Source organism: Agrobacterium sp. MA01, from assembly GCF_009650195.1.
Taxonomy (GTDB): domain Bacteria; phylum Pseudomonadota; class Alphaproteobacteria; order Rhizobiales; family Rhizobiaceae; genus Allorhizobium.
Genome location: NZ_CP045854.1, coordinates 461,423 through 487,545, shown reverse-complemented (window position 1 = coordinate 487,545; position 26,123 = coordinate 461,423). Strand labels below are relative to the sequence as shown.

The window sequence follows — 26,123 nt, the reverse complement described above, 5'->3', positions numbered from 1 at the left end:
GTTCTTCGGGCCAGCCGTCATGCTTAAAACGGGTCTCGCAAAATCGGCTGGGGACCTTAGTCGGCGCCCGAATGGTAATAGACCTCACTGAGCTGGTTCACCCCCCATCCGGTCCTGCCGGATCAGGTCGGCCGCTTTCTCGGCGATCATCACCACCGGTGAGGCGGTATTGCCCGAGACGATGCTGGGCATGATGGAGGCATCGACGACGCGCAGGCCCCGAATGCCGGTCACTCTTAGCGAGGGGTCGACCACGGCATCAGGATCCGGACCCATTCTACAGGTTCCGACGGGGTGAAAGATGGTGGTGGCGATGTCGCCGGCCTTTTGCAGCAGGGCTTCGTCGTCCTGGAACTCAAGGCCCGGCAGGATCTCCTCGGGTTGGAAGGGGCGAAGGGCTGCAGCCGACATCACCTGTCTTGCCTGGCGGATGGCAGCGATCGCGACGGAACGGTCCTGGTCGGTCGAGAGGTAGTTCGGACGGATCTCCGGCTGCAGGGCCGGATCGGGCGAGGTTATGTGGCATGTGCCGGCGCTGGTCGGGCGCAACTGGCAGACCGAGACGGTGATCGCCGGAAACGGGTGCAGCGGATCGCCGAGCTTGTCGGTGGAGAGCGGCTGGATGTGATACTCGATGTCGGGCCGATCCTCTTCCGGGCTGGACCGGGTGAACATGCCGAACTGGCTGGGTGCCATCGACATGGGACCCGAGCGGTAAAGGGCATATTCGGCAGCGATCTTCATCTTGCCGCGCCAGGAATTGGCAAGCTGGTTTAGCGTCACCACGTTTTTTACCTTGAAGACCGTGCGGATCTGCAGATGATCCTGCAGGTTTGTGCCGACGGCAGGTTTCGCCATGATCACATCGATGCCGAGCGACCAAAGGCGGGCGGGATCGCCGATGCCGGAGAGTTCAAGCAGCTTCGGCGAGTTGATCGCGCCGGCGGCGAGGATTACTTCGCCTGCGGCTTTCGCGGAGAACGAGCCTCCCAGCGTGCGATACTGGACGCCGGTCACGCGTTTGCCCTCGAAGGTGAGGCGTTCGACCAGCGCATGCTGGACCAGGCGTAGATTGGGGCGTTTGAGGGCCGGCCTCAGAAAGCCGCGGGCCGTGTTCCAGCGGACACCCTTGTACTGGTTGACGTCGAAGAAGCCGGACCCTTCGTTGTCACCATCGTTGAAGTCGGCGCGCGGTTCGATGCCGAATTCACGAGCCCCTTCCTGGACGGCCTCGAGGATATCCCATTTCAGGCGCTGGCGGCTGACCTTCCAGGCGCCACCCTTTGCATGCATGTCTCCTGACGGCCCGTGATAGTCCTCGGACTTCAGGAAATAGGGCAGCACATCCGACCATCCCCAGCCGGGATTGCCGAGGTCACGCCAGCCGTCGTAATCGGCCGCCTGGCCGCGCATGTAGATCATGCCATTGACCGACGTGCAGCCGCCGAGCACCTTGCCCCGCGGATAGGCGAGGCTACGGCCGTTGAGCCCGGGTTCGGATGCGGTGCGCATCATCCAGTCAGTGCGCGGATTGCCGATGCAGTAGAGATAGCCGACGGGGATCTGTACCCAGTGATAGCGGTCAGAGCCTCCGGCCTCCAGGAGCAGCACGCGGATCTTCGGATCCTCCGTCAGGCGGGCGGCGAGCACGCAGCCTGCCGTCCCTGCCCCGACGATGACATAGTCATAGTCGCCATCGAGCCGTATCGTGTCCGGCATGGTCTGTCCTTTCGTTGGCGATCAGGATCGCCTCTGTTCGTCTGTGGTCTTTAGCCGGCCTAGGGCTTCAGGCGGAGTGCGCTCCAGAAGTCCCGCATCTGGTCGGTCAGGGCCGTGTAGAGCCCGTATCGCCTGCGAAAATGCTCCGTCCGTTCCGTATTCGGCTGGAAGTCTCTGGCAGAGCGGGTCATGGCGGCAACGGCCTCTTCGTAGGAGGCATAAAGGCCGATCGCGACCGTGGCACCGATTGCAGCCCCGAGAGCACCCGTCTCCTGGGCCTCTGCCACGGTGAGCGGGATCTCCAGGACATCGGCCATCATCTGCGGCCAATGGGGGCTGCGCGAGCCGCCGCCGGACATGACTGCGCGGTCGACGGCCAGACCGGCATTGCGCAGCACTTCGATATGCCGTCGATGTTCGAAGCAGACGCCTTCGAAGAGCGCCCGGATCATGTGGCCTTCACCATGCCACCCGGCCAGCCCATAGAAGCCGCCGCGAAACTCGGCGCCGAGGCGCGAGCCGAAGATGAAGGGATGGAAGAAGGGGTCGTCGGCGCGGGCCACGACCTTGCCGACCTCTTCGTTGCAGCGATCGAAGGCCTCGCCGCCATGGTCGCCGCGCATGCGATGCACATACCATTCGAGATTGGCGGCCGATGTCGCGCTGGATTCAATGTTGACGTATCGCCCCTGCCCGAAGGTCGTGACCATGAAGACGTCGGGGCTGATGACGGGCTCATCGGCAAAGACCTGGTTGATGCTCCAGGTCCCCGCGATGACGGAGGCTTCACCGGCATGGATGACGCCCGAGCCCATGGCGCTTGAGACGACGTCGAAATAACCACCGATCACAGGCGTGCCTTCCGCCAGACCCGTTGCCTTGGCGGCCGCTGCGGTGACCCGACCGACAATATCTGCGGACTGCACGCGTTCGGGGAAGAACGGCAGGGCATCCTCAAGATGGTAGAGGCCAAGCAAATCAGCGTCGAGTTCGCCCTCCGGCATGGCAAGGAGCCCCGCACCGCTGAGGTCGGAGATATCGTTGGCCAGGCGTTCTGTCAGGCGGAAGTTGATGTAGTCCTTGCAGAACAGGACAGCGCCGATCCTGGCATATGTCTCCGGCGCGTGGCGCTTGATCCAGGCGAGCAGGCTCGGGGTCTGCGATGGCCAGGGGCGCTGCAGACAGCGCGCCTGGAGAGCGTCACCGTTTTCGCGGTCGAGTTCTGCGGCGATATCGGCTGCCCGGCTGTCCAGCGACTGTATGCCTTTCAGCGGCTGATAGGACCGATCGAGCAGATAGAGGCCGTTGCCATGGCCGGCACATCCAAGGCCGAGGATGCGCGTGGGATCGACACCGGACGTGGAAATCACTTCGCGGATCGCCGCGCAGCCGTTTTCCCAGAGTTCGGAGAGATCACGCTCGACATGGCCTGGCTCGGGGAAGCTCGACTGGCCGTCGATGGCGCAGTGTGCGATCTGGTGGCCCTCCGTGTCGAAAAGTACGGCCTTGATGACCGTGTTTCCGACATCGACGCCCAAAATGTAGTTTTTCTCAGCCACGGTTATAAATGTCCCATGCTTCTTCGCCGCTGGCGCGCTGGTGGATGATCGCCATCAGCGCCTTCACGACCGCCTTCGGATTGTCATGCTGATAGATGTTGCGTCCATAGACCATCCCGTTTGCGCCTTGAGCCATCAGGGCCGCTGATTTCGCCAGCACGACGCGCAGATCTTCGCGACCGCCGCCACGGACCAGAACCGGGCAGCGCGCCGCTTCGATGACCTTGTGGAAGTCCTCGGGATCGCTGGTCGGATCGGCCTTGATGATGTCGGCGCCCATCTCGGAGGCCAGACGGACCAGCGTGACGATCTTCTCGGCGTCGCCGTCCACCTGATAGCCGCCCCTGATATCATTGGGCAGCATCACCAAGGGCTCGATCATCAGCGGCATGCCATAACGATGGCAATCGGCGCGGACGCGGGAGATGTTTTCGACGCATTGGCGAAAGAGTTCCGGCTCGTCCGGCAGCATGAACAGATTGACGACGACGCAGGCCGCATCCATTTCCAGCGCGCCGATGATCGGTTCGTCATGGTTCTGCAGTTGCGACCACATGCTGCGGTGGCGGGTGGAATTGTAGGGATTGCCCATGTCGATGCGCATCACCAGAGCCGGCTTGTCACGTTCGGGTCTTGCCTGCAGCAGATCGGCCTGGCCATAGGCCATCTGGATGGCATCGGGACCTGCTTCGACGAGTTTGTCCACCACGCCTGCCATGTCCTCCAGGCCGATCAGGAAGCTCGGCTCGTTGCAGACACCGTGATCGATGGCGACGTCAAGGCAGCCGCCCTGACGAAACAGCCTGTTCATTCGTGCCTTCTTGGAAATTCGCATCATGACGCCTTGTCCTTTTCCTTGCATCTGTCCTGAAGCATTGCGACCGAGACCCCGTAGTAGGTCCCGAGTTCATCGATGAGTTGCCGCCGCTCCGCCAACATCTGCTCGCCCGACCAGGCAAGCTCGCGGGCCATGACGGTCAGCAGGGTGTCGAGAATTTCGAGATCGATCTGGCCGGTGATCGCAAGGCTCGTGCGACGGAGCACGATGTCGGCCAGGTGGTGAACGTCTTCGCCCCGGATGAGCCAGAGGATTTCGGCGAGCGTCATCACACTTGTGGAGGACAAGGGAACGTCGTCCGGGTGTCCGTCGCAGAAGGCCATGAGATCGAAGGCGCGCGATCCATAGGTGGATGCCAGGTGATCGGCGCGGGCCTTGCCGATCGGAAACTCGCGGGAGAGCAGAGCCGACAACCGCTCGCCATCCGCCGGGTAGTTCCGGCCGCCACCGATCGGGCGGTCGGCGGTCGTCGCGATGCGGGGACGGCCGAGGAAGGCGAGCACCTCGTCGGTCACCTGTTCACCAAAGGCGCGGAAGGTCGTCCACTTGCCGCCGACCATGCAGAGCTGTGGCGGGTCGCTCTCGACACGATGAATGACATGGCTGCGCGAGATCTTGCCCGTGAATTCCGCATCGCTGCGCGGCAGCGGACGGATGCCGCTGAAGCTGAAGACGATATCGGATGGAGAGATGGCGAGATCCGGAAAGACGGTGCGGATCGCAGCGAGAATATAGTCGCGTTCCTCAGGCTCGCAGCGCGTCCGGCCCGGCTTGTCGACCTTGATATCCGTCGATCCGGCCAGCACGCGGCCCATATAGGGAAAGAGGATGCAGACCCTGTTGTCGGTGTTCTCGAAAAAGATCATGTGGCCGTTCAGGGCCTGGTAGAGCGCGTCGTTCGCGAGGATGAGATGTGAGCCCTTGGTGCCGGTCACCGTCTTCTCGGCTGGTGCTGCACCGTCACTGAGCGCCGTAATCGTCTGGTCGATCCAAGCGCCTGTGGCGTTGACGATCATGCGGGGACGCACGACGATGAGTTCGTTCGAACCTTCTGCCGAGAGCTGGTAGCTGTCGCCGATCCGCAAGAGTTTCGCGTAGTTCAGCGCGATTGCCTGGGGCGCATCGCTTCGCGTGTCGAGGACGAGTTCGAGCGCCAGGCGTTCCGGCTGGCTGATCCAGGCGTCGTAATAGGTCGCGGAATAGCGGACCTGAGACGTCAAGGCCGGCCAGAGGGCCCGGGTACTGCGGGCATTGCGGAACTGGTGGCGCGGGAGAAGCCGGTTCTTGCGGGTGACAAAATCATAGAGCGAGAGGCCCGCCTTGATCGCGAGCGCGCCGCGGCTCGACGGTTTGCCGGCCGAGCCGAAGAAGGTCGCAGCCGCGTTGAAGAAGCCGCTGAAGACCGAGTGGATCGGGATCGTCGTCGGCAGGGGATGAACCATGTGGGGAGCGAGCCGAAGCAGTGCATCACGCTCGGCCAAGGATTCCCGGACGAGATTGAATTCGCCATTTTCGAGATAACGCAGGCCACCATGGATCATGCGCGAGGGGGCGGCACTACAGCCGGATGCGAAGTCGTCCCGCTCGACCAGAAGCACGCGCAATCCCTGCAGCGCCAGATCGCGATAGGCGGCGATACCATTGATGCCGCCGCCGACCACGACGACGTCGAAATCGCCGTCCTGTCGAATTCGCCTGTGCGCGTCCTCGCGGAATGTGGACATGGAAGTACCGTTCGCTGGTTTTGAGGCCAACGTCCCAATTCTCTGTTGTGGTCTGTGATGGTTACCGGTCGAGTTCGACCAGATGGTCTCTAATGCCGGCCGTGATGGTCGACACTTCATGTTCGGTCAGGCGCAAGCGTGCGGCACCGGCATTCTCGATCGCCTGGGTGGGGTCGCGCGCACCGCATAGCGAGAAGGTGATGCCCGGCTGGGCGAGCGTCCAGGCGATGACCACCTGGGCAACCGATGCCTCGTGCTGGTCAGCGATCGAGCGGATCACATGCATCAGTCGAGCGACCTTCTCCCGATTGCCGAGGCTGAAGCGCGGATTGCCATGCCGCTGGTCATCGTCGGCAAAGATGCGCTCGGGACCGATCTTGCCCGAGAGCAGGCCGAGCGCCAGCGACGAATAGCTGAGAATGGAAACCCCGTTGTCGAGACAGGTCGGAACGAAGCTCGTCTCGATATCGCGTTTCACCATGGAGTATTCCTCCTGGATCGCGTCGAGCGCACCGGTTGCGAGATAGGCGGCCAGATCTGCCTCTGAGACATTGCTCGCGCCGATCGAGCGGATCTTGCCCTCGTCCTTCAGGCGAAGCAGTTCCCCGACCGTCTCGGCAATCGGCGTCGTCGCATCCTGCCAATGGGTGACATAGTGGTCGATATAGTCGGTGCCCAAACGGCGCAGGCTTTGTTCGACTTCGTAGCGGATGGAGGACGGCCCGAGATAGCGGTGTACCGGCTTGCCGGCCTGCTCGAAGAAGTAGGTCCCCTCGCCGACATGCCAGACGAGACCGCATTTGGAAACGAGCACGACCTTGTCGCGCTGGCCTGCAATCGCCTTGCCGACGATCGTTTCAGCCAGCCCCATGCCATAGGCGGGTGCGGTATCAATGAGCGAGACGCCGGCATCCACCGAGGCCCTGATAGCGTCGATCGATTGCTTTTCGTCGGTGCCGCCCCACATCCAGCCGCCGATGGCCCAGGTTCCGAGCCCGACTGCCGATGCCTTGATGCCACTTTGGCCGATGGGCCTGTTGAGTATGCCTTGGTCCGTCACCGGATCATCCTTCCCCATGTGTATCGAGTGCCCGGGCGATTTCTTCGTCCACCACGAGCGAGGTCAAAAACCGTCCGGCAAGGGTTGCTGCCACCGGGCCCGCCTTCAGGCTGCCTGCCGCGACGCCGATGATGGTCGGGCAGTTGGCAAGGTCTGCCGGGTCGAGTGCGACGACCCGCGAATTGAGATCGATCTCGGCGAGCGAACCGTCCGCCTTGATCAGATGCGCCAGAAATTCCCCGGCAATGCCCGCGTCAACAAGCGCCTGGCCGCCACGTGCCGGATCCGGCAACAGGTCGTAATAGCCGGAGCCTGGTGCCTGGACGGAGCCGATACCGACAAGGGCCACGGTCGCCTGGCGTGCCAGATCGAAGACCTCGCGGATCGAGGCGACATTCATCAGAAGGTCGCGCTGCTTATCGTCCTCGGCAAACAGCGGGGCATGGACGAGCTGCGCGGTGCCTCCAAGCTTGTCGGCCAGTTGCGTCGCCAGGTGGTTGACGTCGGTATAATGCTTTCCCTGCACGCCGCCGGTCAGCGGCACGACACGGACATCGAAACGGCGCTCGGCCTCGAGGTTTTCGACCACGGCACTCACCGCCTTGCCGCCGGTGATGGCGATGACGTCGCCGTCGCGAAGCGTTTCGAGGAGATGGTTGGCCGCGACTCGTCCGACCATCTGCAGCGTCGTCTCGGGATTATCCGATACGGTGGGCGTGACCACAGACTGCTTCAGGCCAAAGCGCTGCGTGACGTCGTTTTCCATATCGACCAGCCGCTGATAGGGGCTGGAGATGCTGATCTTGACCATGCCTGCCTTGCGGCCAGCGGCAATCATACGGTTCACCTTCGTATGCGAGAGGTTGAGCTTCTCGGCGATCTCCGACTGCTTCACACCCTCGATGAAATGCAGGACGAGGACCGAATACATCTGGCGCTGCTGATCGAATTCATCCCTGTTGTCCACCATGACGCGTCATCTCCTCGTTGCTTCCCGGCTGCTCAGCGGCGGCGCTTGACCAGGTAGTGGTCGAACAGCACGGCGGTGAGCAGAATGCTTCCCTTGATGATGTCCTGCCAGTAAACCGACACATTGAGCAAGGCGAGCGAGCTGGAAACCACCGAAAGCAGGACCGCGCCGAGGATCGCACCGAAGATGGTGCCGGCACCGCCCGAGAGGCTGGCGCCACCGATGACGGCAGCGGCGATCACGTTCAGTTCCATGCCGACGCCGAAACTGGGCTGGGCGGAGCCGAAGCGGGCCATGTAGATGACGCCAGCCACACCGCAAAGCGCAGAGCAGAGCGTGGTGGTGGCGAAGACGACGCGGCCGACGCGGATGCCGGAATAGGCGGCCGCCTTGGGATTGCTGCCGGTGTAGAAGACCTTGCGGAAGGCCGTTGTCCGGCGCAGCAGGAAGTCGAAGGACACCACGACGACCACGAAGATGATGATGACTAGCGGGATGCCGTAGACAGCGCCCTGGCCGATGAACTTGAACTCCGGCGGCAGGGAGAAGAGCCCGAGCGGTCGACCACCCGTCGCCAGCAGGCAGATGCCGCGGGCAATCACCATGACGCCGAGCGAGACGATGAAATGGTGCAGGCCGACCACGGTGGTCAGAAAGCCCATGAACATGCCGATGCAGGTGGTGACAGCGATGGCAAAGGCGGCAGCGGCCCAGGGATCGATCCCGTTCAGGAAGAGCCAGCCGGCGACCACCATGGCCAGCGCCGTAACCGAGCCGACCGACAGGTCGATGCCGCCCGAGATCAAGAGGATCGTCATACCGACCACCACGATGCTCTCGACCGCGAAGGCCATGGACATGGCCCGGAGATTATCCACCGTCAGGAAGTAGGGTGAGATGAAGGACATCACCGTGAACAACGTCAGGATGATGACGATCAGGCCTGTCTCGCGCGCCTTGATCGCAGGTGTCCACCACTGTGCGCGGCGCTCGGCGGCCGAGCCTGCGTGATGCTGTGTTTCGATCGTTACCATTTGTCCCACTCCCTCATGCTTCGCCGTGGGGCGACGCATCGCCCTGGGTCAACTGACTGCTGATCGATGCAAGCTGCATGATCCGTTCTTCGGTCATCTCGGCACCGGTGACCTCTCCGGTAATGCGCCCCTCGCGGACCACCAGCACACGGTCGCTCACCCCGATGAGCTCGGGGAGTTCCGAGGATATGACGACGACACCAACGCCCTCATTGGCGAGGTCCCTGATCTGGCGATGGATTTCCGCCTTGGCGCCGACATCGACACCACGGGTCGGTTCGTCGAGGAACACGACCTCAGGCTCGACCGACAGCATTCTGGCAAGCGCGACCTTCTGCTGGTTGCCGCCGCTCAGCGTGTTGACGGCGTCGCCCACCCCGTTGGAGCGCAGCTTCAGCCGCGTCCCGTAGTGCTCGGCGCGTGTCGTTTCCTGCCGGCGGCTGATCAGGCCGAAGGGATTGGCCACACGCTTGAGATCAAGCGCCGAGACATTGCTGGCGATGGACATGTTGAGAAACAGGCCGTCGCCCTTGCGGTCCTCGGAGACATAGACCAGCCCCTCGCGAATGCTGTCGCGATAGTCGCGGAGAGAAAGTTTCCGGCCCTTCAGCACCACCTCGCCCTCGGCCTTGCCTTCCAGCCGGCAGATGGCGCGCACAATCTCGCTGCGCCCCGCCCCGATCAGGCCGGCCAGGCCGAGGATCTCGCCCTTGCGTAAGTCGAAGCTGACGTTGGAGACCCTTCGCCCTTCGGTCAGATTGCGCACCGAGAGAATAACATCGTCGGACTTTGCATCCGGCGCCTGCTTGGGCGGATAGAGCTTGTCGAGCACGCGCCCGACCATGCTGTTGACGACATCCTGCGGGGTGATCGCCGCGATTTCCGCCGTCTTGATGTGGCAGCCGTCGCGCATGATGGTGATCCGGTCGCAATGCTGGAAGATCTCCGCCATGCGGTGGGAAATGTAGATGATCGCGATGCCGCGATCGGCGAGGCGACGCATGATCTTGAACAGCGTCTGCGCTTCGGTTTCGGTGAGGGCCGCCGTCGGCTCGTCGAGGATCAGAATGCGGCAGTCGAGCGTCAGCGCCTTGGCGATCTCGACGATCTGTTGCTGCGAAATCGAGAGATCGCCAGCACGGCGCCTCGGATCGATATCGCCGATTTCCTTGAGGATCTCGCCGGCGCGGACGACCAGTGCGCGGTAATCCATCAAAAGGGTCCGGCTGCGGCCGGTCTCCGCCATGAACATGTTTTCGGCGACGGAGATCTCCGGGCAAAGGGCGATTTCCTGGTGGACGAAGCCGATGCCGAGCCGGTTGGCGGCATTCGGCGAAGCGATGCGAACGGGAGCGCCGTCGAGACGGATCTCGCCACGGTCGGGCTGCAGGATGCCGTCGATGATATGCATCAGCGTCGACTTGCCCGCACCGTTTTCGCCGGCCAGCGCATGGATTTCGCCCCGACGCAGTTCCAGTTCGGCGCCACGCAGGGCCTGGACCGGTCCGAACGACTTGTGCACATCCGTCATGCTGAGGACGACCTCCGCCATGACACCCCTCCCCTTCCATCACTTCGACTTCCCCGGCGCCGCGCGACGCGCCGCCGGGGTCATGCAGGTCGGCGCTCAGCGCCCCTTCATGTATTCGTTGAGGTCGAAGGATGCGGCGTTCGCCTTGGTGATGACCGCAAAACCATTGTCCATCGACGGAACCTGCATCGGGTTGAAGCCCGACACCTTGTAGTCGTTGAACGGGTCGATCAGTTCCGGATGGGCGCCGAGGAAGGTATTCATGAAGCCCATGAAGCCCTGGATGCCCTGGTTCGGATTGATCGACATGTGGATATTGCCCTGCTTGATGTGCTCGAGCGTGGTGGGCGTGATGTCGGCGTGCAGGATCAGGACCTTCTTCTTGGCTTCGAGCACGGAGGCAACCGCGCCTTCTGCCGAACCCGCTTCGGGGATCCAGAGAGCACCGAGGTTCGGATTGGCCTGCAGCATGGCGGAGACCGCCTGATAGGCCGCGTTGGAATCCTGGTTGGTCGCCTGGCGCCCGACCAGCTTCATGTCCGGATGGGTTCGCTCCATGTAGTCGATGAGTGCGGTCACCCGCAGGTCGTGGTTGCTCTGGCCCGGATTTTCGAGAACCGCATATTCGCCCTTGCCGCCGAGCGCCTTGACGATTTCTTCGGCTGCAAACTTCACCTCGGCGACATTGTCGGAGGTGATATAGGCAGTGCGCTTGGACTTCGGCGAGTCTGCCGCAAAGGTCGTGACCGAGATGCCGGAGTCGATGGCCCGGTTGATCGGCTCGATGAACGGATCCGACTGCATCGGATGCAGCAGGATGCCCTTCGGCTTCTTCACCACTTCCTGCTCGAAAGAGGCGATCTGCTTGGTGATGTCGTATTCCGGCGTACCGGTAAAGGCAGCCTCGCAGCCCAGCGCCTTGGCCGCCTGCTTGAAGCCTTCGAAGACCGGGACCCAATAGGGATGGCCGGAGACCATGACGTTCATGACATAGGTTTCGCCCGGCTCGCAGGCAAACTTTCCTTCGGCGTTGGCCGGCGCGACGGCCCCGGCAATGGCGGCGGCGGCGGCAATCAGGCCGATGGCGGTGGCGGCCTTCAGAGACTTCAGCATTTTTCCCCTCCCAGAGATGGTGATCAACTGCAATAAAAATCGCCTTAAGCAATTTATTGCATGACGTGATCAATATCGCGGCGAAGGGCTTGCGTCAATCACGTCTGCATAATATTTTTGTTTCTGAAATTTATTTCACGCAGGGGGATCACATGAACCAACAGCGACGGTCGATTGGCGTGCATCTGCGGATGACCTGTGCACCTCTGGAGGCAGATAGCCTGCTGAGTGCCCTTCAGGATCTGCAGCGCTTGAGCCGCGAAGAACCCGGAAACCGAATGTTCGACATTCTGCAGTGCTGCGAGCATGCCGGTGGTTTTCTGGTCCTCGAAGAATTTGAAAACGGAGCGGCGCTTGCGACCCACAGGGCATCGGACCACTTCCGGCGATTCAAGGAGGCCACGGCATCGCTGACGTTGACGATCGAGCGTTATGCCCCGGTCTGATGCGGCACGTCACCGGGTGACTGCAGCATTAGCCTTCGAAAGCGTGAGAGTTTCAGGTCTTGCAACGACAATAGAATCACGGAAGCACATGATGGGTCAGACGCGGATATAATTGCCGCTCACCCGTCATGTTGACGTCAACCCAAAACCGAGGCGCAAAGATGGCATCCACGGTCGCTCGCGGCAGGAAAACCATAGGAAAATCAAAGGCAATTTTTCCAAGCGTCAGAAATCATGGGAGAATCGAGGATCCCCAGCCAATTCCCCCCAAAAGCCCTGATTCCTAAGTTTTTCCGTCATCCCGGATCCCGTTTTGGCGTCGTCGGCGACCTGATGCCCAAAACTGATGCCCAAGCCGAAATCGGCACGCGCGACCTTTCGCTTAACCCTCCATGCCGGACCTGACCGAAGCCGATGCCGGTTTCTGTTGTTGTAGCGTGAACAGTGACCATGCCGAAATGAACAGCGCCGCAATGAGTGGCCCGATAACGAAACCGCTCAGGCCAAAGAGCGAGATTCCACCGACGGTCGAAATGAGGACGACATAGTCCGGCAGTCTCGCGCCCTGCCCGACCAAGGGAGGACGCAGAAGGTTGTCGATCAGACCGATAACGAGAGCGCCGACCGCGACCATGACGATCCCCTTGATCCAGGCACCAATGAGGAAAAGCCAGATAGCGGCCGGCAACCAGACGATCGCGGCGCCAATGGCCGGGAGCATCGAGAGAAACGTCATCACAACGCCCCAAAGGAGGGCCGCCTCTATGCCCAGGGCCCAGAAGGTTAGTCCGCCGATGACACCTTGGACTATCGCGATGATTCCATTGCCACGGACCGTGGCACGGACAACCGCCGCGAATTTGTCGACGAACTGCCGGGTGTAGTCGTCGCTGAGCGGAATCGAGTGGCGCAAGGTCTTTGCAAGGGATGCGCCATCCCGAAACAGGAAGAACAAAAGGTAGAGCATCAGCCCCATGCCTATGAAGAATTGCAGCGTGTTCTGACCAAAGCTCAGTACTCCGCCTGCAATTGACTGGCCTGCCTCCATCAGGCCGGACGAGAGCTGTGCCCACAACTCGGCAAAGCCATCAAGCTTCAGCGAAGTCAGCCAGGTGCCCACAAACTCCGGAAGCACCGCCTGCAAACGCAGAAGATGGGCGTTCAGGTCAATTTCATTGCTGCTGATGCGCTGGTAAAGGCTCGTCCCTTCTTGAATGAGGGATGCCAGGATGCCGAGAGCCGGCAGGATGACGAGGCAGATGCAAAGAAGCAGCGTCAGCAATGCCGCCACGGTTGCGCGACCACCCAGCCACCGCTCCAGCCGCTTATGGACCGGGAAGAAAAGGATCGCCAGGATGACGGCCCACAACACCGCTGTGTAATAGGGAATGAGAAGCCACACGAAGGCAATCGTTATGATGAAAAGCAGCACATAGAAGCTTGCTCGCTGAATGGTCATTTGGGCACCTTCCTTTGTCGGCTCGGTCTCGCGCCCATGGCGATGGTTCGAGGTCTTCGTCCATCGCGCCAGGTGCCTGATGGTCGTCAGTCGACTTCTTCCGTGACGACTTCGAAATGCGTCAGCGTTGCTGGCCCGAAGGCTGTCGAGAGCGCAACATCCGTGGCATCACGCCCCCTCGCCATCAGGATGCGCCCGATACGCGGGACATTGTGGCGCGCATCGACGGTCCACCAGCGACCGCCGAGATAGACTTCGCACCAGGCACTGAAATCCATGGGATGCGGATCCTTCGGCACGCCGATATCACCGAGATAACCGGTGCAATAGCGGGCTGGGATGTTGAGGCATCGGCAGAGCGTGATGGTGAGATGCGCGAAATCGCGGCAGACGCCTGTCCGGTCCATGAAACCGCCATGAGCCGTGCGGGTAGGGTCGGCCCTGTCATAATCGAAGACAAGATGCCCATGGACGAAGTCCAAGATGGCCTTCACCCGCGGCCAGCCCAAAGGCGTCTCGGAAAACTGCTTCCAGGCAAAATCGGCCAGACGGTCCGTGTCGCAGTAACGGCTCCCCAGCAGGAAAACCAGGACATCGTCGGGCAAGTCCTGAATTGGAAGCTGAACGGCCTGTTCGGGCAGGGCTTCCAACAGGCCGCTGTCGCTCACATCGAATTGGGCCGAGATCATCGTTCGGCCAGCAGGCGCCACGATCCGGCTGCAGGCATTGCCGTAAGCATCGAGATAATCGCGCTGGGAAATCGGGCGGCTGAAGGAGAGGTTTTGTTCGCTGCACAGATCCCGTTCCCGCGACGGGTGAATTTTGAGGACGAGCAGCATCGGAGTCTCGTTCTGACACGCGTATTCGATGTTAAACCCTGCACGGATCTTCACGCCATCGTCTTTCTGAAATCTCGCCAAGCCAGTCTACTCATGGCAACGGTTGACGCGCCGCGGCGTTCCGCTCCATCCCCGGATCCCGAAATGGAGACGCTTGTCAGCGTCACCCCGCCGCCATACAGCTGAAAAAGCCTCAGGCTGCGGTGCTCGTGTTCGAGTGGAACGTCGCATGGGCAACGGTGACACTCATGCCCTTGTCGCTGGATGCAATCTCGACCCGCGCATCGAGCTGCTTGGCGAGCGCCTCGATGATCAAAGATCCGAGACCAGATCCGGGCTCAGTCGGCTTTTCCGTCACGCTGCGACCGACATGACGCGCTGGCGGGCGTCTTCGAGATGGCGACGGCTTTCTTCGGACGTCACGGCGCAGGCCTTGAGCATCAGAATGCTGGCGATGATCTGCAGACTGTTGGCCACCCTGTGCTGCATTTCCTGAAAGAGAACGTGCTGTTGGACGAGCAATTCTTCCGTGCGCTCCAGCAGTGCCTGCTTCTCAGCTTCCGCCCGCCTTGCCTCAGTGATGTCGCGAAACGCGAGCAGCGTGTTCGGGGCGGATGATCCGCCATAATCGACGGTTCGCGCCGACATCAGGAGCGTGCGGCGTCCGATCTTGGCGACATCCCTGTCGAACTCGAAGGCCTCGAAGAAGGTAGCGTTCGCTGCAACCAGCCGCATATGACTATCGAGCACAAAGAAGGGTTCCGGTATGCTTTCCCCGATAGCGAGCGCGAGCCTTTTCGCGTCATTCGGGTCCCCGAATTGCTGCATCGGCTACCCCCTCCATGGCAAGGCTGACTATCGCAATTGACTTCTGGCCCGGCCACCAAGAAATACTACGCCTCGTTGTTCCCTTTGGCCATAACAATCGACATGTGTTGTTTGCCATGGGCTTGACGACCTTCGCACAGAAGTTCGCCGCCGATTTCAGCCGTCTTGATGCCGATCAACTCCCGCCTGTGGCCTGATGATATGGTGCATCTCATGATCCTCTCGGAGGATCCCCTGAGCAGGACGTGCGATGCTTGCATACAGGATCTCGGCACGACGGATTGATCACAGGGAGAGCGTGGCGCGTACCTCCGCCGCAGAGGTCAGGTGAACCGGCAAACGCTCGTATAGTCGATCAATCGCCCTGCCGATGTCAGCTTCAGCGCACTGGCAAAGGTTCCGGCTGCATGGGTGGCACCGAGACCACCATCGGTCAGATTGAACGCTGCGCGGAAATAGAGACGAAGTAGGTCTGCCCGAAGCTTGAAAGCGCCATCAACAGCGCACCGAACAGCAGCTGCTGCCCGTTCGCGCTGGCGAAATCGCAATAGCTGCGAACCATTGGCACTTTCCAAAACGATATGCGCCCGAGGCAAGACCTGCACGTTGACGAAACGTGATCGAAACGGATGAGCGGTGCTTGTGTAACGCAGCAGTTTCTGACGCGCTACCGGCAACCGGGGTTCGGCGGCGAGGGTTGAGATCCTCGGCCAGGGTTGCTGCTGCATGGCGTCCATGCGGGATAATCGTCCCACGCTCTGCTGATCCAGCTAGACTGGAGCTCGATATTCGCGGCTTTCGTCAATCAGCGGAACCATCTCAATCAGCTCGTGTTCGAGACGACACTTGAACGCCTCGACGATATCGGGATCCTCGATCGTTTTCATGGTTTTCTTCCGGGCAAGAGGGCGGGCATTTTACCCGCCCGTCCTGATCTCAGCGGAAGATGACGACCGGCACCTTGCAGTAGCGGATCATCTCCGTCGTCGTCGAGCCGATGAAGAGGGAGCGCAGCCGGGAATGGCTGTAGGCCCCCATGGCAAGGAGGTCGAAGCCTTCCTTTTCCACCATCTCCGAGATCACCTTGTCGGGCGCGCCCTGCACGAGTGCGACTTCCGGGGCGTAGCCCGCGGCCTTCAGGATCACAGCAGCATCATCGAGCTTCTTGCGGTTCTCGCTCGTGTCCGAACCCGCCATCACCACTGTGCAGCCGAGACCGTCAAGGATCGGGCTGCGGGACACCTGGTTGACCGTCTTCATCGCCATCGTGCCGCCGTCATGGGCGATCAGCAGCTTGGCGACCGGCTTGAAGGCGCGCGAGGCAATGACGATCGCCTTTTGTGTCGAGCGCACGACACGTTCCAGGTTGGATCCGAGGTGGCCCTTGGCAAAGTCCGCACCCTCCCCACGCTTGCCGATAACGATGATGTCGGCATTGGCCTCGAATTCCAGCACGGTCTCGACCAGATCACCGTTGCGCAGCTTCGTCTCGACATTGGCAACGCCAGCATCGTTGAGCCGGGCCTTTGCCTCGTCGAGCAACAGACGTCCACGTTTGTGGGCAACCTTGGCCTGCTGCGCATCAAGTTCTGCCAGTTCTTCAAGAAGCGCCGTGCGGGCACCCAGCCCGATATTGCCGCTGAGGTTGACTGGCTCGGAGGCGAGATCCCGCCTGCCGATCACGTGGAGGAGTTCGACGGTCACGTCGGTTTTGCCTGCGATCCAGGCAATGTGGTCGCATACGCTCTGGGCATAGGGCGAGCCGTCGATCAATCCGAGTATTCTTGTCATTTTTGATCCTCCCTCAATGGCCCATCAGACGTTCCATGGCGCCGGGCTTGTCATGGATGGCGAGCTTGTCGACGATGGTCTCGCTTGCCTGATTGAGGCCAATGATTTCGACATCCGCGCCTTCACGACGGAACTTGAGCACGATCATGTCGAGGGCCGCGACGCTGGAGATATCCCAGATATGGGCATGGCTGACGTCGATGGTGACCTTGTCGAGGGCTTCCTTGAAGTCGAAGGCCTTATTGAAGTCCTCGACGGAGGCAAAGAACACCTGCCCTTCGACCGTATAGGTGCGATGCATGCCGTCAGCCGACACAGCCGAAGTAACGCGGAAAATCTGCGAGATCTTCCAGGCGAAGAAGACGGCCGAAAGCAGCACACCGATCAACACGCCGATGGCGAGGTTGTGGGTGTAGACGACGCCGATGACGGTCGCGATCATCACGATCGACGACGACCGCGGGTGATCCCTCAAATTCTTGATCGAGGACCAGGAGAAGGTGCCGATCGAGACCATGATCATGATGGCGACGAGTGCTGCCATCGGGATCTGGCTCACGAGATCACCCAGCACAAGAAGCAGGAAAAGCAGGAAGACGCCGGCGCAGAAGGTCGATAGACGTCCGCGACCGCCGGACTTCACATTGATGATCGACTGGCCGATCATCGCGCAACCGGCCATGCCGCCGATGAAGCCTGTTGCCGTGTTGGCGATGCCCTGGCCGACGCATTCGCGGTTCTTGTCGCTCGGCGTGTCGGTCAGATCATCGACGATCTGAGCCGTCATCAGCGATTCCAGAAGACCCACGGCTGCCACAGCGATGGAATATGGCAGGATGATCATCAGTGTTTCGAGGTTGAACGGGATCTGCGGGATCAGGAAGATCGGCAATGTCGACGGCAGCTCACCCATATCGCCAACGGTGCGGATGTCGAAACCGAACCAGAGCGAGAGCGCCGTGAGTACCACGATGCATACGAGCGGCGACGGCACAGCCTTGGTGACATAGGGGAAGAGATAGATGATCCCGAGACCGGCGGCGACCATGATATAGGTGAGCATCGGCACGTCGATCAGTTCCGGCAGTTGCGCCATGAAGATCAAAATGGCGAGCGCGTTAACGAAGCCGGTCATGACGGACTTCGAGACGAAGCGCATGACGTAACCGAGTTTCAAAACACCCGCGACGATCTGGATCAGCCCCGCCAGGACGGTCGCCGCCAAGAGATACTGGAGGCCATGGTCGCGCACCAGCGTGACCATGAGGACTGCGGTGGCGGCAGTGGCGGCCGAGATCATGCCAGGACGACCGCCGACAAAGGCGATAAGGACAGCGATCGAGAAGGAGGCATAGAGGCCAATCTTCGGATCAACGCCAGCGATGATCGAAAAGGCGATGGCTTCGGGGATGAGGGCGAGTGCCACCACGAGACCGGCCAGAACATCTGCCCGGATGTTGCCGAACCATTCGGCTTTGAGGGTTCCTATATAATCGCGATTCAAGTGTGTGTTCTCCATGCCGGCGACGCTTGGGAGTCCGTCAGCGCGGCGGGTCAATTGTGAATGGATGCGTGACGTCGCGCGCACAGAATGTGAGCATGATAAGCACGGCGAGCGCCGTGGTGATCGACGTCGGTTCTATGGCGCAATCAGGCCGTCATGGTCATTGGGGATGTCCAATCGGAATACTCGCTGCAGCGATATCGATAGAGATATGGGCAGGAGTCAGCTGGTTGCCGGGGGATAGGCGCCCGGAGAAGCCACCCGCTTTGCGGGTCCGGTTGATGGTGGCAATATTGCGGCAAACAGGCCTAAGGGCAAGTGAAAAATCCCTCGCCCAGGCTGATGTCGCAGCGAACGGGTCGAAGGTAGGGCCTTTGGCCTTAGTTTCGCTCGATGGCTACAGGGAAGCTCCATTAGCAGTAGGTCTGCATCCAGCAGCGAGGGATCACGAATTGAATGACCGAAGGGAAGGCGCTTAGCGAAAATGAGTTCCGGAATGGGACCACCTAAAACTGAACTCGCCAATGACAAAACCAAAGGTTGACAACCTTCTGAAACACTCATAGAAGGAGTCATCGATATTTTGCTGCTGAGCTTTGGTTATCGCGCGTTTGGCACCGCGCCCTGAACGAACCCTCCCTTTAAAGCATCGCTATCACCATCCGCTGCGCAATCGCGCGGGGGTCTCTCCTATTGCTACGAAAGGGTTCATCATGACCACTGGCACAGTAAAATGGTTCAATTCCACCAAGGGCTTCGGCTTCATTCAGCCTGACAACGGCGGCCCGGACGCATTCGTTCACATCTCGGCTGTTGAACGGTCCGGCATGCGCGAAATCGTCGAAGGCCAGAAGCTGTCTTACGACATGGAGCGCGACAATAAGTCGGGCAAGATGTCGGCCTGCAACCTTCAGGCCGCCTGATATATCAGGGATCTGCTTTCCTCTGACCACGGATGTACTGGCAGGGTGAGAGCGCGAGACCAATGAAGGTCAGGCAATTGCCTGGCCTTTTTTTATGCCTCACTCGCAGCCGATACCGGACTGCAGACGGGAGCCTTCATGACACAAGCAGCAGCAGCAGAACTTCAGGCGATCAACACTGCCTGGCAGATCGCCATTCAAGAGATCCTGAGGGTCGTCGTACGCGATATGTACATGTCTGGTGACGAGCCCGCATTCAGATCGCATGTCAAGCGGATCGAGGAGACAGCGGTCGACAGCATCTACAGCGGCTTGGTGCTTCGAGGTACCGACGAGTGGACGGAAGTCCTGGTCAAGGAAAAGGCCAGCAATTTCGTGACAACGCTTCTGACCTCGTTCACCTACGACAAGGTTTGATCCAGAAGCTCGACTTGGTCCCGGCGCCCTCTGGTCGGCTCGCTTGTTGATATGCCGAGTTGAGGCTGGATACTATATTTGACGCCTGACCCTGCTATGGTCGAAACGCCCGATGCGACGAGGTATCTGGTAGACGCCGCCTTGCGAAACTGCTCGAATGCCACGGTGCGAGGGTGTGTCGATCAGGGCGTCCCAAAGACAGGAGACAAGAGCGCATGGATGTGTTTCGGGCCATCTACACGTCACAACCCTTTGGCTATGACAGCTCAATTTTAGACGGGATCCTGATGGAGGCACGGCGCGCGAATGTCCGTGACGGCATTACAGGTGCCCTTATCTGCCGCGCAGACATCTACCTGCAGTGGCTTGAAGGCCCCGAGCTGGAGGTGCGCAAGACCCTTGAGCGCATTGAGCGCGACGACCGCCACCTCGACGTCAAGGTGCATGTTGCTGAACATGTAACAGAGCGAACGTTCGCAGAATGGGCCATGTTGCACGATCCGGCGGCGACATGGATCTGGTCGCAAAGCGAGATTGCAGGCGGTGCCCTCGAGCGAACGACTCCGGAAGAAATAACGAGCTTTTTCCTAAAACTTCGCAGCAGCGGAGCTGCTGACGACAAGTGACACCCCTGCCCGCAAGCTGCTTCGGACGCTTGCCGCGATGAGACAGGAGCGCCATCTTCGAAAACGCCTCAATATCGGGAGGCTCGAGAAGGCAGGCGCCGACCGCACCAAAACAGCGATGAATGCGAGCCCATGAGAAGTCCGCTTCCCAAGCGGATGCCTATAATGGTGCGAGCATTTCTCGGATGGCCGATATGATGCGGGCATGGTCATACGGCTTGCTGAAGAACTTGCCCTCTATCGGAAGAAGATCATCTCGCAACTGCCGGTGTCCTGAAGCAATGATGATCTTGACCGGAGGCCACCTGTCACGCACGGCCTCTGCAAGCTTCAGGCCGTCCATACTACCGGGCATGTCGATGTCCGTGAACATGAGCCTGATTTCTGCATGCGCATTGAGAAGTCCTATCGCTTCGTCGGCATTGGACGCTTCGAGCACGATGAACCCCTCATCCTCAAGCGACATTGCGATGTCCATGCGGACGATCGTTTCGTCCTCAACGACAATAACTGTGGTCCCCTTCTGCGCCATTGCCTATGCTTTCTGTCTGATACGTTGCGCATGTGCCAATTAAGTGCGCCATCACAGGCAACGCGCTCTCAGGCTATTCGATCCTTCTATGTTCGGCTTATTTTATCGATGGTTACGACCGCTTGCGTAGACAGACTGTTCCAGATGGCAATTAATTCGCGCTAATGCGTTCGACAGGCCCTCGCCAGCAATCTTCACATTGGCTTCGAATATGAGCAAGGGGTGCCGCTCGCTCCAGTGCAATGATGATTGGCACTTCGGACCTGTCGGGCTGCTCGGCCAGATGCGCCCCGGTTTGCGCGAAATCGGCGGAATTCAGCGCCTCGTTTCCCCGTCTCAAAGACGTCAGGCTGTTCCACCGATGGACCGGGAGCGGGCGTACCTGCCATCTTCGACCAGATCCGCTACGGCAGTCCAGAGATGATAGAGCGAGCTTGCGGGGATTGTCTGGGCAATCGGCATATCATTCGTATCAAGCCGGTCATGCCAGCAACCGGGAGGTGCTCCGGTCATGTAGGCTGCCAGGATAGCAGCAGCCACGTCGTCTGCCTCGACGAGATATCCTTGGAAACCGAAACGCTCATAGAGTGACAAGAACGCCTTCAGCATCTCCACCTGAGGCCAGAGTCTCCGCGACGGAGTGATGGGCCTGATCGCCGAGACGACATCGACGAGGAAGGGTGAACCCTCGATGCGCCCGATCGCCAGAGCGGTCGAGAGGAGATCGAGGCAGATCTTGCCGTGGTCGCTGTCGGCCAGCATGTCATGGCGTGTGGTCAGCCATACCCATTCGCACATGTGACCAGGTTCCAGCCGATCGGATCCGTAGCGGGCGGCGAGTTCCCATTGCGGCCCGAAGAACTCGTGAAGCGGCCCCTTCGGTCCGACCAGGAAATGTGAGCCCAGAAGTGCGAAGGCCCGACCTTCGGCGCTCATGTGAGCGGATGTTCGGTTGTTTTCGCATAGGGCCAAGGCCGCTTCGAGGTAATGCATATGCGGGTTCTGTCTGCGCGGCAGGCTTCCGTCGCTGTCTTCGGCCCACCCGCCAAAAGGATCCTTCAATGTCTGGTCGATCGCGGTGAGAGCCTGATCGATATGATGACGGTACATGTCCTTGCCAGTCGCGGTCAGCAGCCAGGAGAGGGCAAGCAGGATACAGGAACTGTCATAGAGGTCGCGGATGGGGTCGGTGATGCTGTCGGTATGGCGATTGAAGGCGCGAGCGTAACCGCCACGCGGACCGCCAATCCAGGCGACGCGGTGGAGATTGGCAAAGGCCGCCTCAGCCATTTGAAGTGATGCGGGCGGGGCGACGCCGAGATGCGCCGCATGCGCATGCACATAGATCTGCCGCGCTACCGTTCGCGTCCTCACCTCTCCGGATGTCTGGGCTGATCCGTCGAGTTCCAGATGTTCAACAAACTGACCGCAGCGCTCGTCGTAGCCCACTGCGGCCCAGGTCGGCAAAATCTGTTGAAGGAACTGTGATTTGAGAAGCGACAGGCTCACATGGAACTCCTCTCGGCTGCGTTGCGATACCCTTCGTCGTCATGACGTCGCCCCGACGGGACGCATCGTTTCCAGAAGCTCACGGATCTTGATCGTCATGAAGTTGGAGTAGGTGTCCGACACGGCATAAGGCAGGGCGATCAGATCGCCGTGTCGCATTGCACCGCAGGAATAGACTACATTGGGCACATAGCCTTCCCGCTCGGTCGGTTCCGGCTGCAGCAGGGGTTCGACTGTCCGCGAGAGAATGATGCTTGGGTCCTGCTTGTCGAGCAGGGTCACCCCGATCGCGTAGCGTCGCATCGGCCCCACCCCGTGGGTGAACAGGAGCCAGCCCTCATCGATTTCGACTGGCGAGCCGCAATTTCCGATTTGTACGAACTGCCAGGCAAATTCCGGCTTCATCAGCATCTGCCCCTCCTCCCAGTGAAGCAGATCGTCAGAATAGAGGATAAAGAGGTTTTCGCTGTCTTGCCGGGCGATCATCGCGTAGCGGCCGTTGATCCGCCGAGGAAAGAGCGCCATGCCTTTGTTGCGGGCAGCAGGGCCGCGCAAAGGGGTCAGGGTAAAGCTCGCGAAGTCTTTCGTCTCAAGGAGTTCCGACCGAATTGAAGAGCCGCTATAGGCCGTATAGGTGGCAAAATAGATCGTCTCGCCCTCGTCCTCGAAGGCCACGAAACGGGCATCCTCAATGCCGTTGGACTGGGCTTCGGTGACCGGAAAGACAACGCGCTCACTGAGGTCGCTGTCACGGTTGAAGCTGAGCCCGATACAGCCGGCAGGCGCGAGCCCGTCATGTGCATGAATAACCGGCAGCCCCGCCAAACGTGTCGGAGGATCGATGGCCAAATCACCATCCGGATCAAGCACACCCGAGCGGAAGGTTAGCGAAGAGATGTGGCCCTCTCCGACAGCCCTCAGGCTGAGGATCACCCGCCTGCTACCCTTGGCGACACCAGACTGATCTGGATGCGCAACGATACTGGGATTGAAGAGGGCGGCGGATTCGAACGAATACTCGTTCATGAAATAGGCCCCGACCAACTGCCTTTGTTGCTGACTGAACTGCTGATGATGGTGGAATGCATCTTCCATCGCATCCGCCCGAAGCTCGAACTGCCGCAACAGGTTGCGATGTCGTGTGTCGAAATTGGCGAGGATATCGCGCAACTGGTTGGCCGTGGCGATCGGGTCCAGCGACAGAACACGATCGACGATCTCGTTCGCCCTGCTCTTGTCACGGGGATTGAAGTGGCGCGGCTCGGTCGATGGCTTGAATGGGCGTACTATCACGCGTGTCGGGTCGGGCCTGAGATAAAGAGCCTGCCGGTTCAGAAGGTTGTCTTGGGGCAAAAGGGAACCTGCTCTCTCTGGATATGGGGTAACCCGGCTCATGAGAATTGCCGGAAAACGACCCGGGGAAGCACGGGCGTGTGTGCCAGATGAACTCTGCCGATTTCGATTGAAGAGATCAGATAGCAGAGCACGGATTCAGCGCCTCTGTTCTCATTGGCGCGGTCGGCATGCAGGCCATCTCGGCAACTTCCCGTTTCCGGATCGACAAGGGAGATCCCATGATCGTTGCTGCCCGTGAACCAATTGAAGGTGCTGTTGGCAAGCTCGATCCAGTGCTTGTCGGAGGTGGCGTCATAGGCGGCAAGACATGCCGATATGGTTGCCGTTGCCTCCACTGGCTGCTGATCGAATGGCTTCGGCGGCTCGCCGATTTCAAAGAAGCCTTCCGTGCCAATGGCGCGAAAGTGACCTGCCTCTGCAGTCTGCTGGACCATCAACCATTGCAGGGTAGCCAGGCCGGTGTCGACAAAGGCAGACACTTTGGTAGCAAGCCCCGTGACAATCAAAGCCTGGCTCAGTCTCGCGTTTTCGTAAGAGAGGCCCTCCTCGAACCAGCGGCGACCGTTCTTCGACACACGCCGCTCCAGATCCATCAGACTTTCGGCGAGCCGAACGCGCAGCATACGTGCGTGGGGATCGTGGGGATTGGCCGTGCAATAGTCGTTCAAGCCGAGGAGCGTGAAAGCCCAGGCTCTGGGAGAGCGAAAGTCGAGCGTAACCGACATGGCTTTCGCAAAGAGCGCACTTGCCCAGCGGCGGCGAGGCGCATCGGTATCCGACAGCGCACAGGAACCCAGGGCCCAGAGCGTCCTCCCGTGGCTATCTTCGGATCCCTCGTCTTCGAGCCATCGGCGATCATAGCTCATGAAGTTGCGGAAACGGCCCGTATCCGGATTCCACGCATGTTCGACAAAGGCTGCGAATGACGCCGTCATCCGATCGGTGATTCCAATCTCAGCAGCTTTCGACAGCAGAGAAGATAAAAGCAGCGCCCGCGCATTGTCGTCAACGCAGTAACCGTGGGACCTGTCTGGCACAGAAAAGACGGCATGTTGAACAATGCCAGTATCGTCACACATGGCGTGGAGATGACCGAGCTTCAACGCCGTTCGCTGCGCGGGCCGCGTAATCCGCAACGAGACGAGGTCGCTGACGAGTTTCGGTCGAAAGGATTCGCGCGCCTTTGCCATGCTCTCCAGATAGAGCACGGCCACATGGGACCAGATCATCGAACGTCCCGCATCGTATGCGAGGTGGCGCATGGCCATACGACGCTCATCGTCTCCCAGCAGATCGCCAATCGCCTTGCCGGTCGCCGATGCGTCGCCAAATGGAACGAGAACGCCGCGTGCATCCGTCAGAAGTTCCAGGGCGTGCCAGTAGGGGGTCGATACGACCGCGCTGCCCATGCCGAAGCTATAGGCAAGCGTTCCGGACGTCATCTGCGCTTCGTCGAGATAAGGCGTCACATAGACGTCGCACATGGCGATAAAGTCGAGCAGTGTCGGCAGGTCCACAAACTGATTGAGGAATTCCACGGCGTGGTCGACGCCAAGCTTTTCCGCACGGTGCCGCAGGCTGTCCCGATAGGTGTCGCCCTGCTTGCGCAGCAATGTCGGATGGGTGGCGCCAAGCACGATGTAGAGCGCCCGAGGATTCTGCTCCAGGATCGCGGGCATGGCATCAATCACCACCTCGATCCCCTTGTTCGGAGAGAGCAGGCCAAATGTCAGGATGATCGGTCGTCCCGCGTAGCCCCGTTCGACTTTGGCCAATTCCGGATCATGAAAGGGGCGATCCGGTATGCCATGCGCGATGACGTCGATCTTCTCTGGCGCAACCCCATAAACCTGCGTGAGCAAGAGACGTCCGCGCTCCGCCATAACGACAATGCGATTGGAGTGCGCGGCGACCTTTTTCAGGACGTGGTGTTGTGAAGGTGTCGGATCCGCGAGGATCGTATGGCAGGTCGTGACGACCGGTACCCGCAAATGCGACAGGAGTGTCAGGATGAATTCGCCGTCAGGTCCGCCGAAGATGCCGAATTCGTGCTGCAGGGACACAGCGTCGAACCGTCCTTCGTTCAGGATCCTCGCCGCGGTCACATAGTCTTCAGGTTCGGACTCCCGGATCTCGAAGATCACGTCGGGCGGGTAGGCGTAACTCTGGTCCTCGTCCGTGATGGCAATGATGCTGGCACTCACATCGGCGGCGCTTTCGGTCATGGCGTGCGACAGATCACCCGTGAAGGTGGCAATGCCACACTGACGCGGGGGAGAGTTGCCGATAAAGGCAATACGCGTTGGCTTGTTCATGGACGTTCACCTTCCGACACAATGGCAAGC

The 26,123-nt window shown here is 60.3% G+C and carries 24 protein-coding genes and 1 other annotated feature; of the genes, 4 read left to right on the top strand and 20 right to left on the bottom strand.

Annotated features, from left to right (window positions below; all coding sequences use genetic code 11):
- Positions 1 to 84 precede the first annotated feature (84 nt).
- From GH983_RS02235 to GH983_RS02195, 9 genes are all read right to left on the bottom strand, one after another.
- Positions 85 to 1,719, bottom strand: a complete 1,635-nt coding sequence (locus tag GH983_RS02235) for a GMC family oxidoreductase (RefSeq protein ID WP_153761493.1) — start codon at positions 1,717 to 1,719, stop codon at positions 85 to 87.
- Between the two features lie 59 nt (positions 1,720 to 1,778).
- A complete protein-coding gene (locus GH983_RS02230; RefSeq protein ID WP_194842770.1) occupies positions 1,779 to 3,278 on the bottom strand; it encodes an FGGY-family carbohydrate kinase in 1,500 nt (499 codons plus the stop codon).
- Positions 3,271 to 4,113, bottom strand: coding sequence for a class I fructose-bisphosphate aldolase (locus tag GH983_RS02225; RefSeq protein WP_153763527.1), 843 nt, complete (start codon positions 4,111 to 4,113; stop codon positions 3,271 to 3,273). Before GH983_RS02225 ends, GH983_RS02230 begins: the two co-directional genes overlap by 8 nt.
- Positions 4,113 to 5,840 (bottom strand): glycerol-3-phosphate dehydrogenase/oxidase, encoded by a 1,728-nt coding sequence (locus tag GH983_RS02220; RefSeq protein ID WP_153761492.1) that lies wholly within the window; start codon positions 5,838 to 5,840, stop codon positions 4,113 to 4,115. Before GH983_RS02220 ends, GH983_RS02225 begins: the two co-directional genes overlap by 1 nt.
- Positions 5,841 to 5,901: 61 nt before the next feature.
- Complete coding sequence (locus GH983_RS02215; protein WP_153761491.1) at positions 5,902 to 6,900, bottom strand: aldo/keto reductase; 999 nt, start codon at positions 6,898 to 6,900, stop codon at positions 5,902 to 5,904.
- A 4-nt stretch (positions 6,901 to 6,904) separates the two neighbouring features.
- A complete protein-coding gene (locus tag GH983_RS02210) occupies positions 6,905 to 7,870 on the bottom strand; it encodes a sugar-binding transcriptional regulator (RefSeq protein ID WP_069042163.1) in 966 nt (321 codons plus the stop codon).
- A gap of 32 nt (positions 7,871 to 7,902) precedes the next feature.
- On the bottom strand, positions 7,903 to 8,904 hold the full coding sequence (locus tag GH983_RS02205; RefSeq protein WP_069042164.1) for an ABC transporter permease: 1,002 nt from the start codon (positions 8,902 to 8,904) through the stop codon (positions 7,903 to 7,905).
- Between the two features lie 13 nt (positions 8,905 to 8,917).
- Complete coding sequence (locus GH983_RS02200) at positions 8,918 to 10,456, bottom strand: sugar ABC transporter ATP-binding protein (protein WP_069042165.1); 1,539 nt, start codon at positions 10,454 to 10,456, stop codon at positions 8,918 to 8,920.
- A 75-nt stretch (positions 10,457 to 10,531) separates the two neighbouring features.
- The gene (locus tag GH983_RS02195; protein WP_153761490.1) at positions 10,532 to 11,548 is read right to left on the bottom strand and encodes a substrate-binding domain-containing protein; all 1,017 of its coding nucleotides are present in this window, start codon (positions 11,546 to 11,548) and stop codon (positions 10,532 to 10,534) included.
- 65 nt (positions 11,549 to 11,613) lie between these two features.
- Here GH983_RS02195 and GH983_RS02190 point away from each other — a divergent pair, with 65 nt between their 5' ends.
- The gene (locus GH983_RS02190) at positions 11,614 to 11,994 is read left to right on the top strand and encodes a putative quinol monooxygenase (protein ID WP_236759364.1); all 381 of its coding nucleotides are present in this window, start codon (positions 11,614 to 11,616) and stop codon (positions 11,992 to 11,994) included.
- Between the two features lie 382 nt (positions 11,995 to 12,376).
- On the opposite strand, the gene GH983_RS02185 is transcribed toward GH983_RS02190, so the two are convergent.
- The 7 genes from GH983_RS02185 to GH983_RS02155 all read right to left on the bottom strand — a co-directional run bounded on the left by GH983_RS02185 (position 12,377) and on the right by GH983_RS02155 (position 18,430).
- Complete coding sequence (locus tag GH983_RS02185; protein ID WP_054148669.1) at positions 12,377 to 13,453, bottom strand: AI-2E family transporter; 1,077 nt, start codon at positions 13,451 to 13,453, stop codon at positions 12,377 to 12,379.
- Between the two features lie 86 nt (positions 13,454 to 13,539).
- The gene (locus tag GH983_RS02180) at positions 13,540 to 14,346 is read right to left on the bottom strand and encodes a transglutaminase family protein (protein ID WP_054148668.1); all 807 of its coding nucleotides are present in this window, start codon (positions 14,344 to 14,346) and stop codon (positions 13,540 to 13,542) included.
- Positions 14,347 to 14,485: 139 nt separating this feature from the next.
- Positions 14,486 to 14,650 carry a hypothetical protein gene (locus tag GH983_RS24245; protein ID WP_246727475.1) on the bottom strand — a complete coding sequence of 55 codons (165 nt, stop codon included), beginning with the start codon at positions 14,648 to 14,650 and terminating at the stop codon, positions 14,486 to 14,488.
- A complete protein-coding gene (locus tag GH983_RS02175; RefSeq protein ID WP_246727474.1) occupies positions 14,647 to 15,120 on the bottom strand; it encodes a histidine kinase dimerization/phosphoacceptor domain -containing protein in 474 nt (157 codons plus the stop codon). The genes GH983_RS24245 and GH983_RS02175 overlap by 4 nt, the downstream gene beginning before the upstream one ends.
- Positions 15,121 to 15,553: 433 nt before the next feature.
- Entirely contained in the window at positions 15,554 to 15,682 is a 129-nt protein-coding gene (locus GH983_RS24445) for a hypothetical protein (protein WP_256367278.1), read from the bottom strand.
- Between the two features lie 374 nt (positions 15,683 to 16,056).
- Positions 16,057 to 16,911, bottom strand: a complete 855-nt coding sequence (locus tag GH983_RS02160) for a universal stress protein (protein WP_153761488.1) — start codon at positions 16,909 to 16,911, stop codon at positions 16,057 to 16,059.
- 13 nt (positions 16,912 to 16,924) lie between these two features.
- Positions 16,925 to 18,430, bottom strand: a complete 1,506-nt coding sequence (locus tag GH983_RS02155; protein WP_153761487.1) for a SulP family inorganic anion transporter — start codon at positions 18,428 to 18,430, stop codon at positions 16,925 to 16,927.
- Between the two features lie 212 nt (positions 18,431 to 18,642).
- Positions 18,643 to 18,694, bottom strand: a sequence feature (sul1 is cis-regulatory element that is thought to sense ions involved in sulfur or methionine metabolism; They are found in Alphaproteobacteria).
- 434 nt (positions 18,695 to 19,128) lie between these two features.
- Between GH983_RS02155 and GH983_RS02150 the strand changes: the two genes are divergently transcribed.
- The 3 genes from GH983_RS02150 to GH983_RS02140 all read left to right on the top strand — a co-directional run bounded on the left by GH983_RS02150 (position 19,129) and on the right by GH983_RS02140 (position 20,381).
- Positions 19,129 to 19,338, top strand: coding sequence for a cold-shock protein (locus tag GH983_RS02150; RefSeq protein ID WP_069042173.1), 210 nt, complete (start codon positions 19,129 to 19,131; stop codon positions 19,336 to 19,338).
- 138 nt (positions 19,339 to 19,476) lie between these two features.
- The gene (locus tag GH983_RS02145) at positions 19,477 to 19,755 is read left to right on the top strand and encodes a hypothetical protein (protein ID WP_054150723.1); all 279 of its coding nucleotides are present in this window, start codon (positions 19,477 to 19,479) and stop codon (positions 19,753 to 19,755) included.
- Positions 19,756 to 19,970: 215 nt separating this feature from the next.
- A complete protein-coding gene (locus tag GH983_RS02140; RefSeq protein ID WP_153761486.1) occupies positions 19,971 to 20,381 on the top strand; it encodes a BLUF domain-containing protein in 411 nt (136 codons plus the stop codon).
- A 160-nt stretch (positions 20,382 to 20,541) separates the two neighbouring features.
- Here GH983_RS02140 and GH983_RS02135 read toward each other — a convergent pair whose 3' ends face one another.
- The 4 genes from GH983_RS02135 to GH983_RS02120 form a co-directional block, all read right to left on the bottom strand.
- Positions 20,542 to 20,913 carry a response regulator gene (locus GH983_RS02135; RefSeq protein WP_054150725.1) on the bottom strand — a complete coding sequence of 124 codons (372 nt, stop codon included), beginning with the start codon at positions 20,911 to 20,913 and terminating at the stop codon, positions 20,542 to 20,544.
- A gap of 345 nt (positions 20,914 to 21,258) precedes the next feature.
- Positions 21,259 to 22,422, bottom strand: a complete 1,164-nt coding sequence (locus GH983_RS02130; protein ID WP_153761485.1) for an AGE family epimerase/isomerase — start codon at positions 22,420 to 22,422, stop codon at positions 21,259 to 21,261.
- A gap of 39 nt (positions 22,423 to 22,461) precedes the next feature.
- Positions 22,462 to 23,817, bottom strand: a complete 1,356-nt coding sequence (locus tag GH983_RS02125; RefSeq protein ID WP_069042177.1) for a glycoside hydrolase family 130 protein — start codon at positions 23,815 to 23,817, stop codon at positions 22,462 to 22,464.
- Positions 23,814 to 26,093 (bottom strand): glycosyltransferase family 4 protein, encoded by a 2,280-nt coding sequence (locus GH983_RS02120; RefSeq protein WP_153761484.1) that lies wholly within the window; start codon positions 26,091 to 26,093, stop codon positions 23,814 to 23,816. Before GH983_RS02120 ends, GH983_RS02125 begins: the two co-directional genes overlap by 4 nt.
- Positions 26,094 to 26,123: the final 30 nt, after the last annotated feature.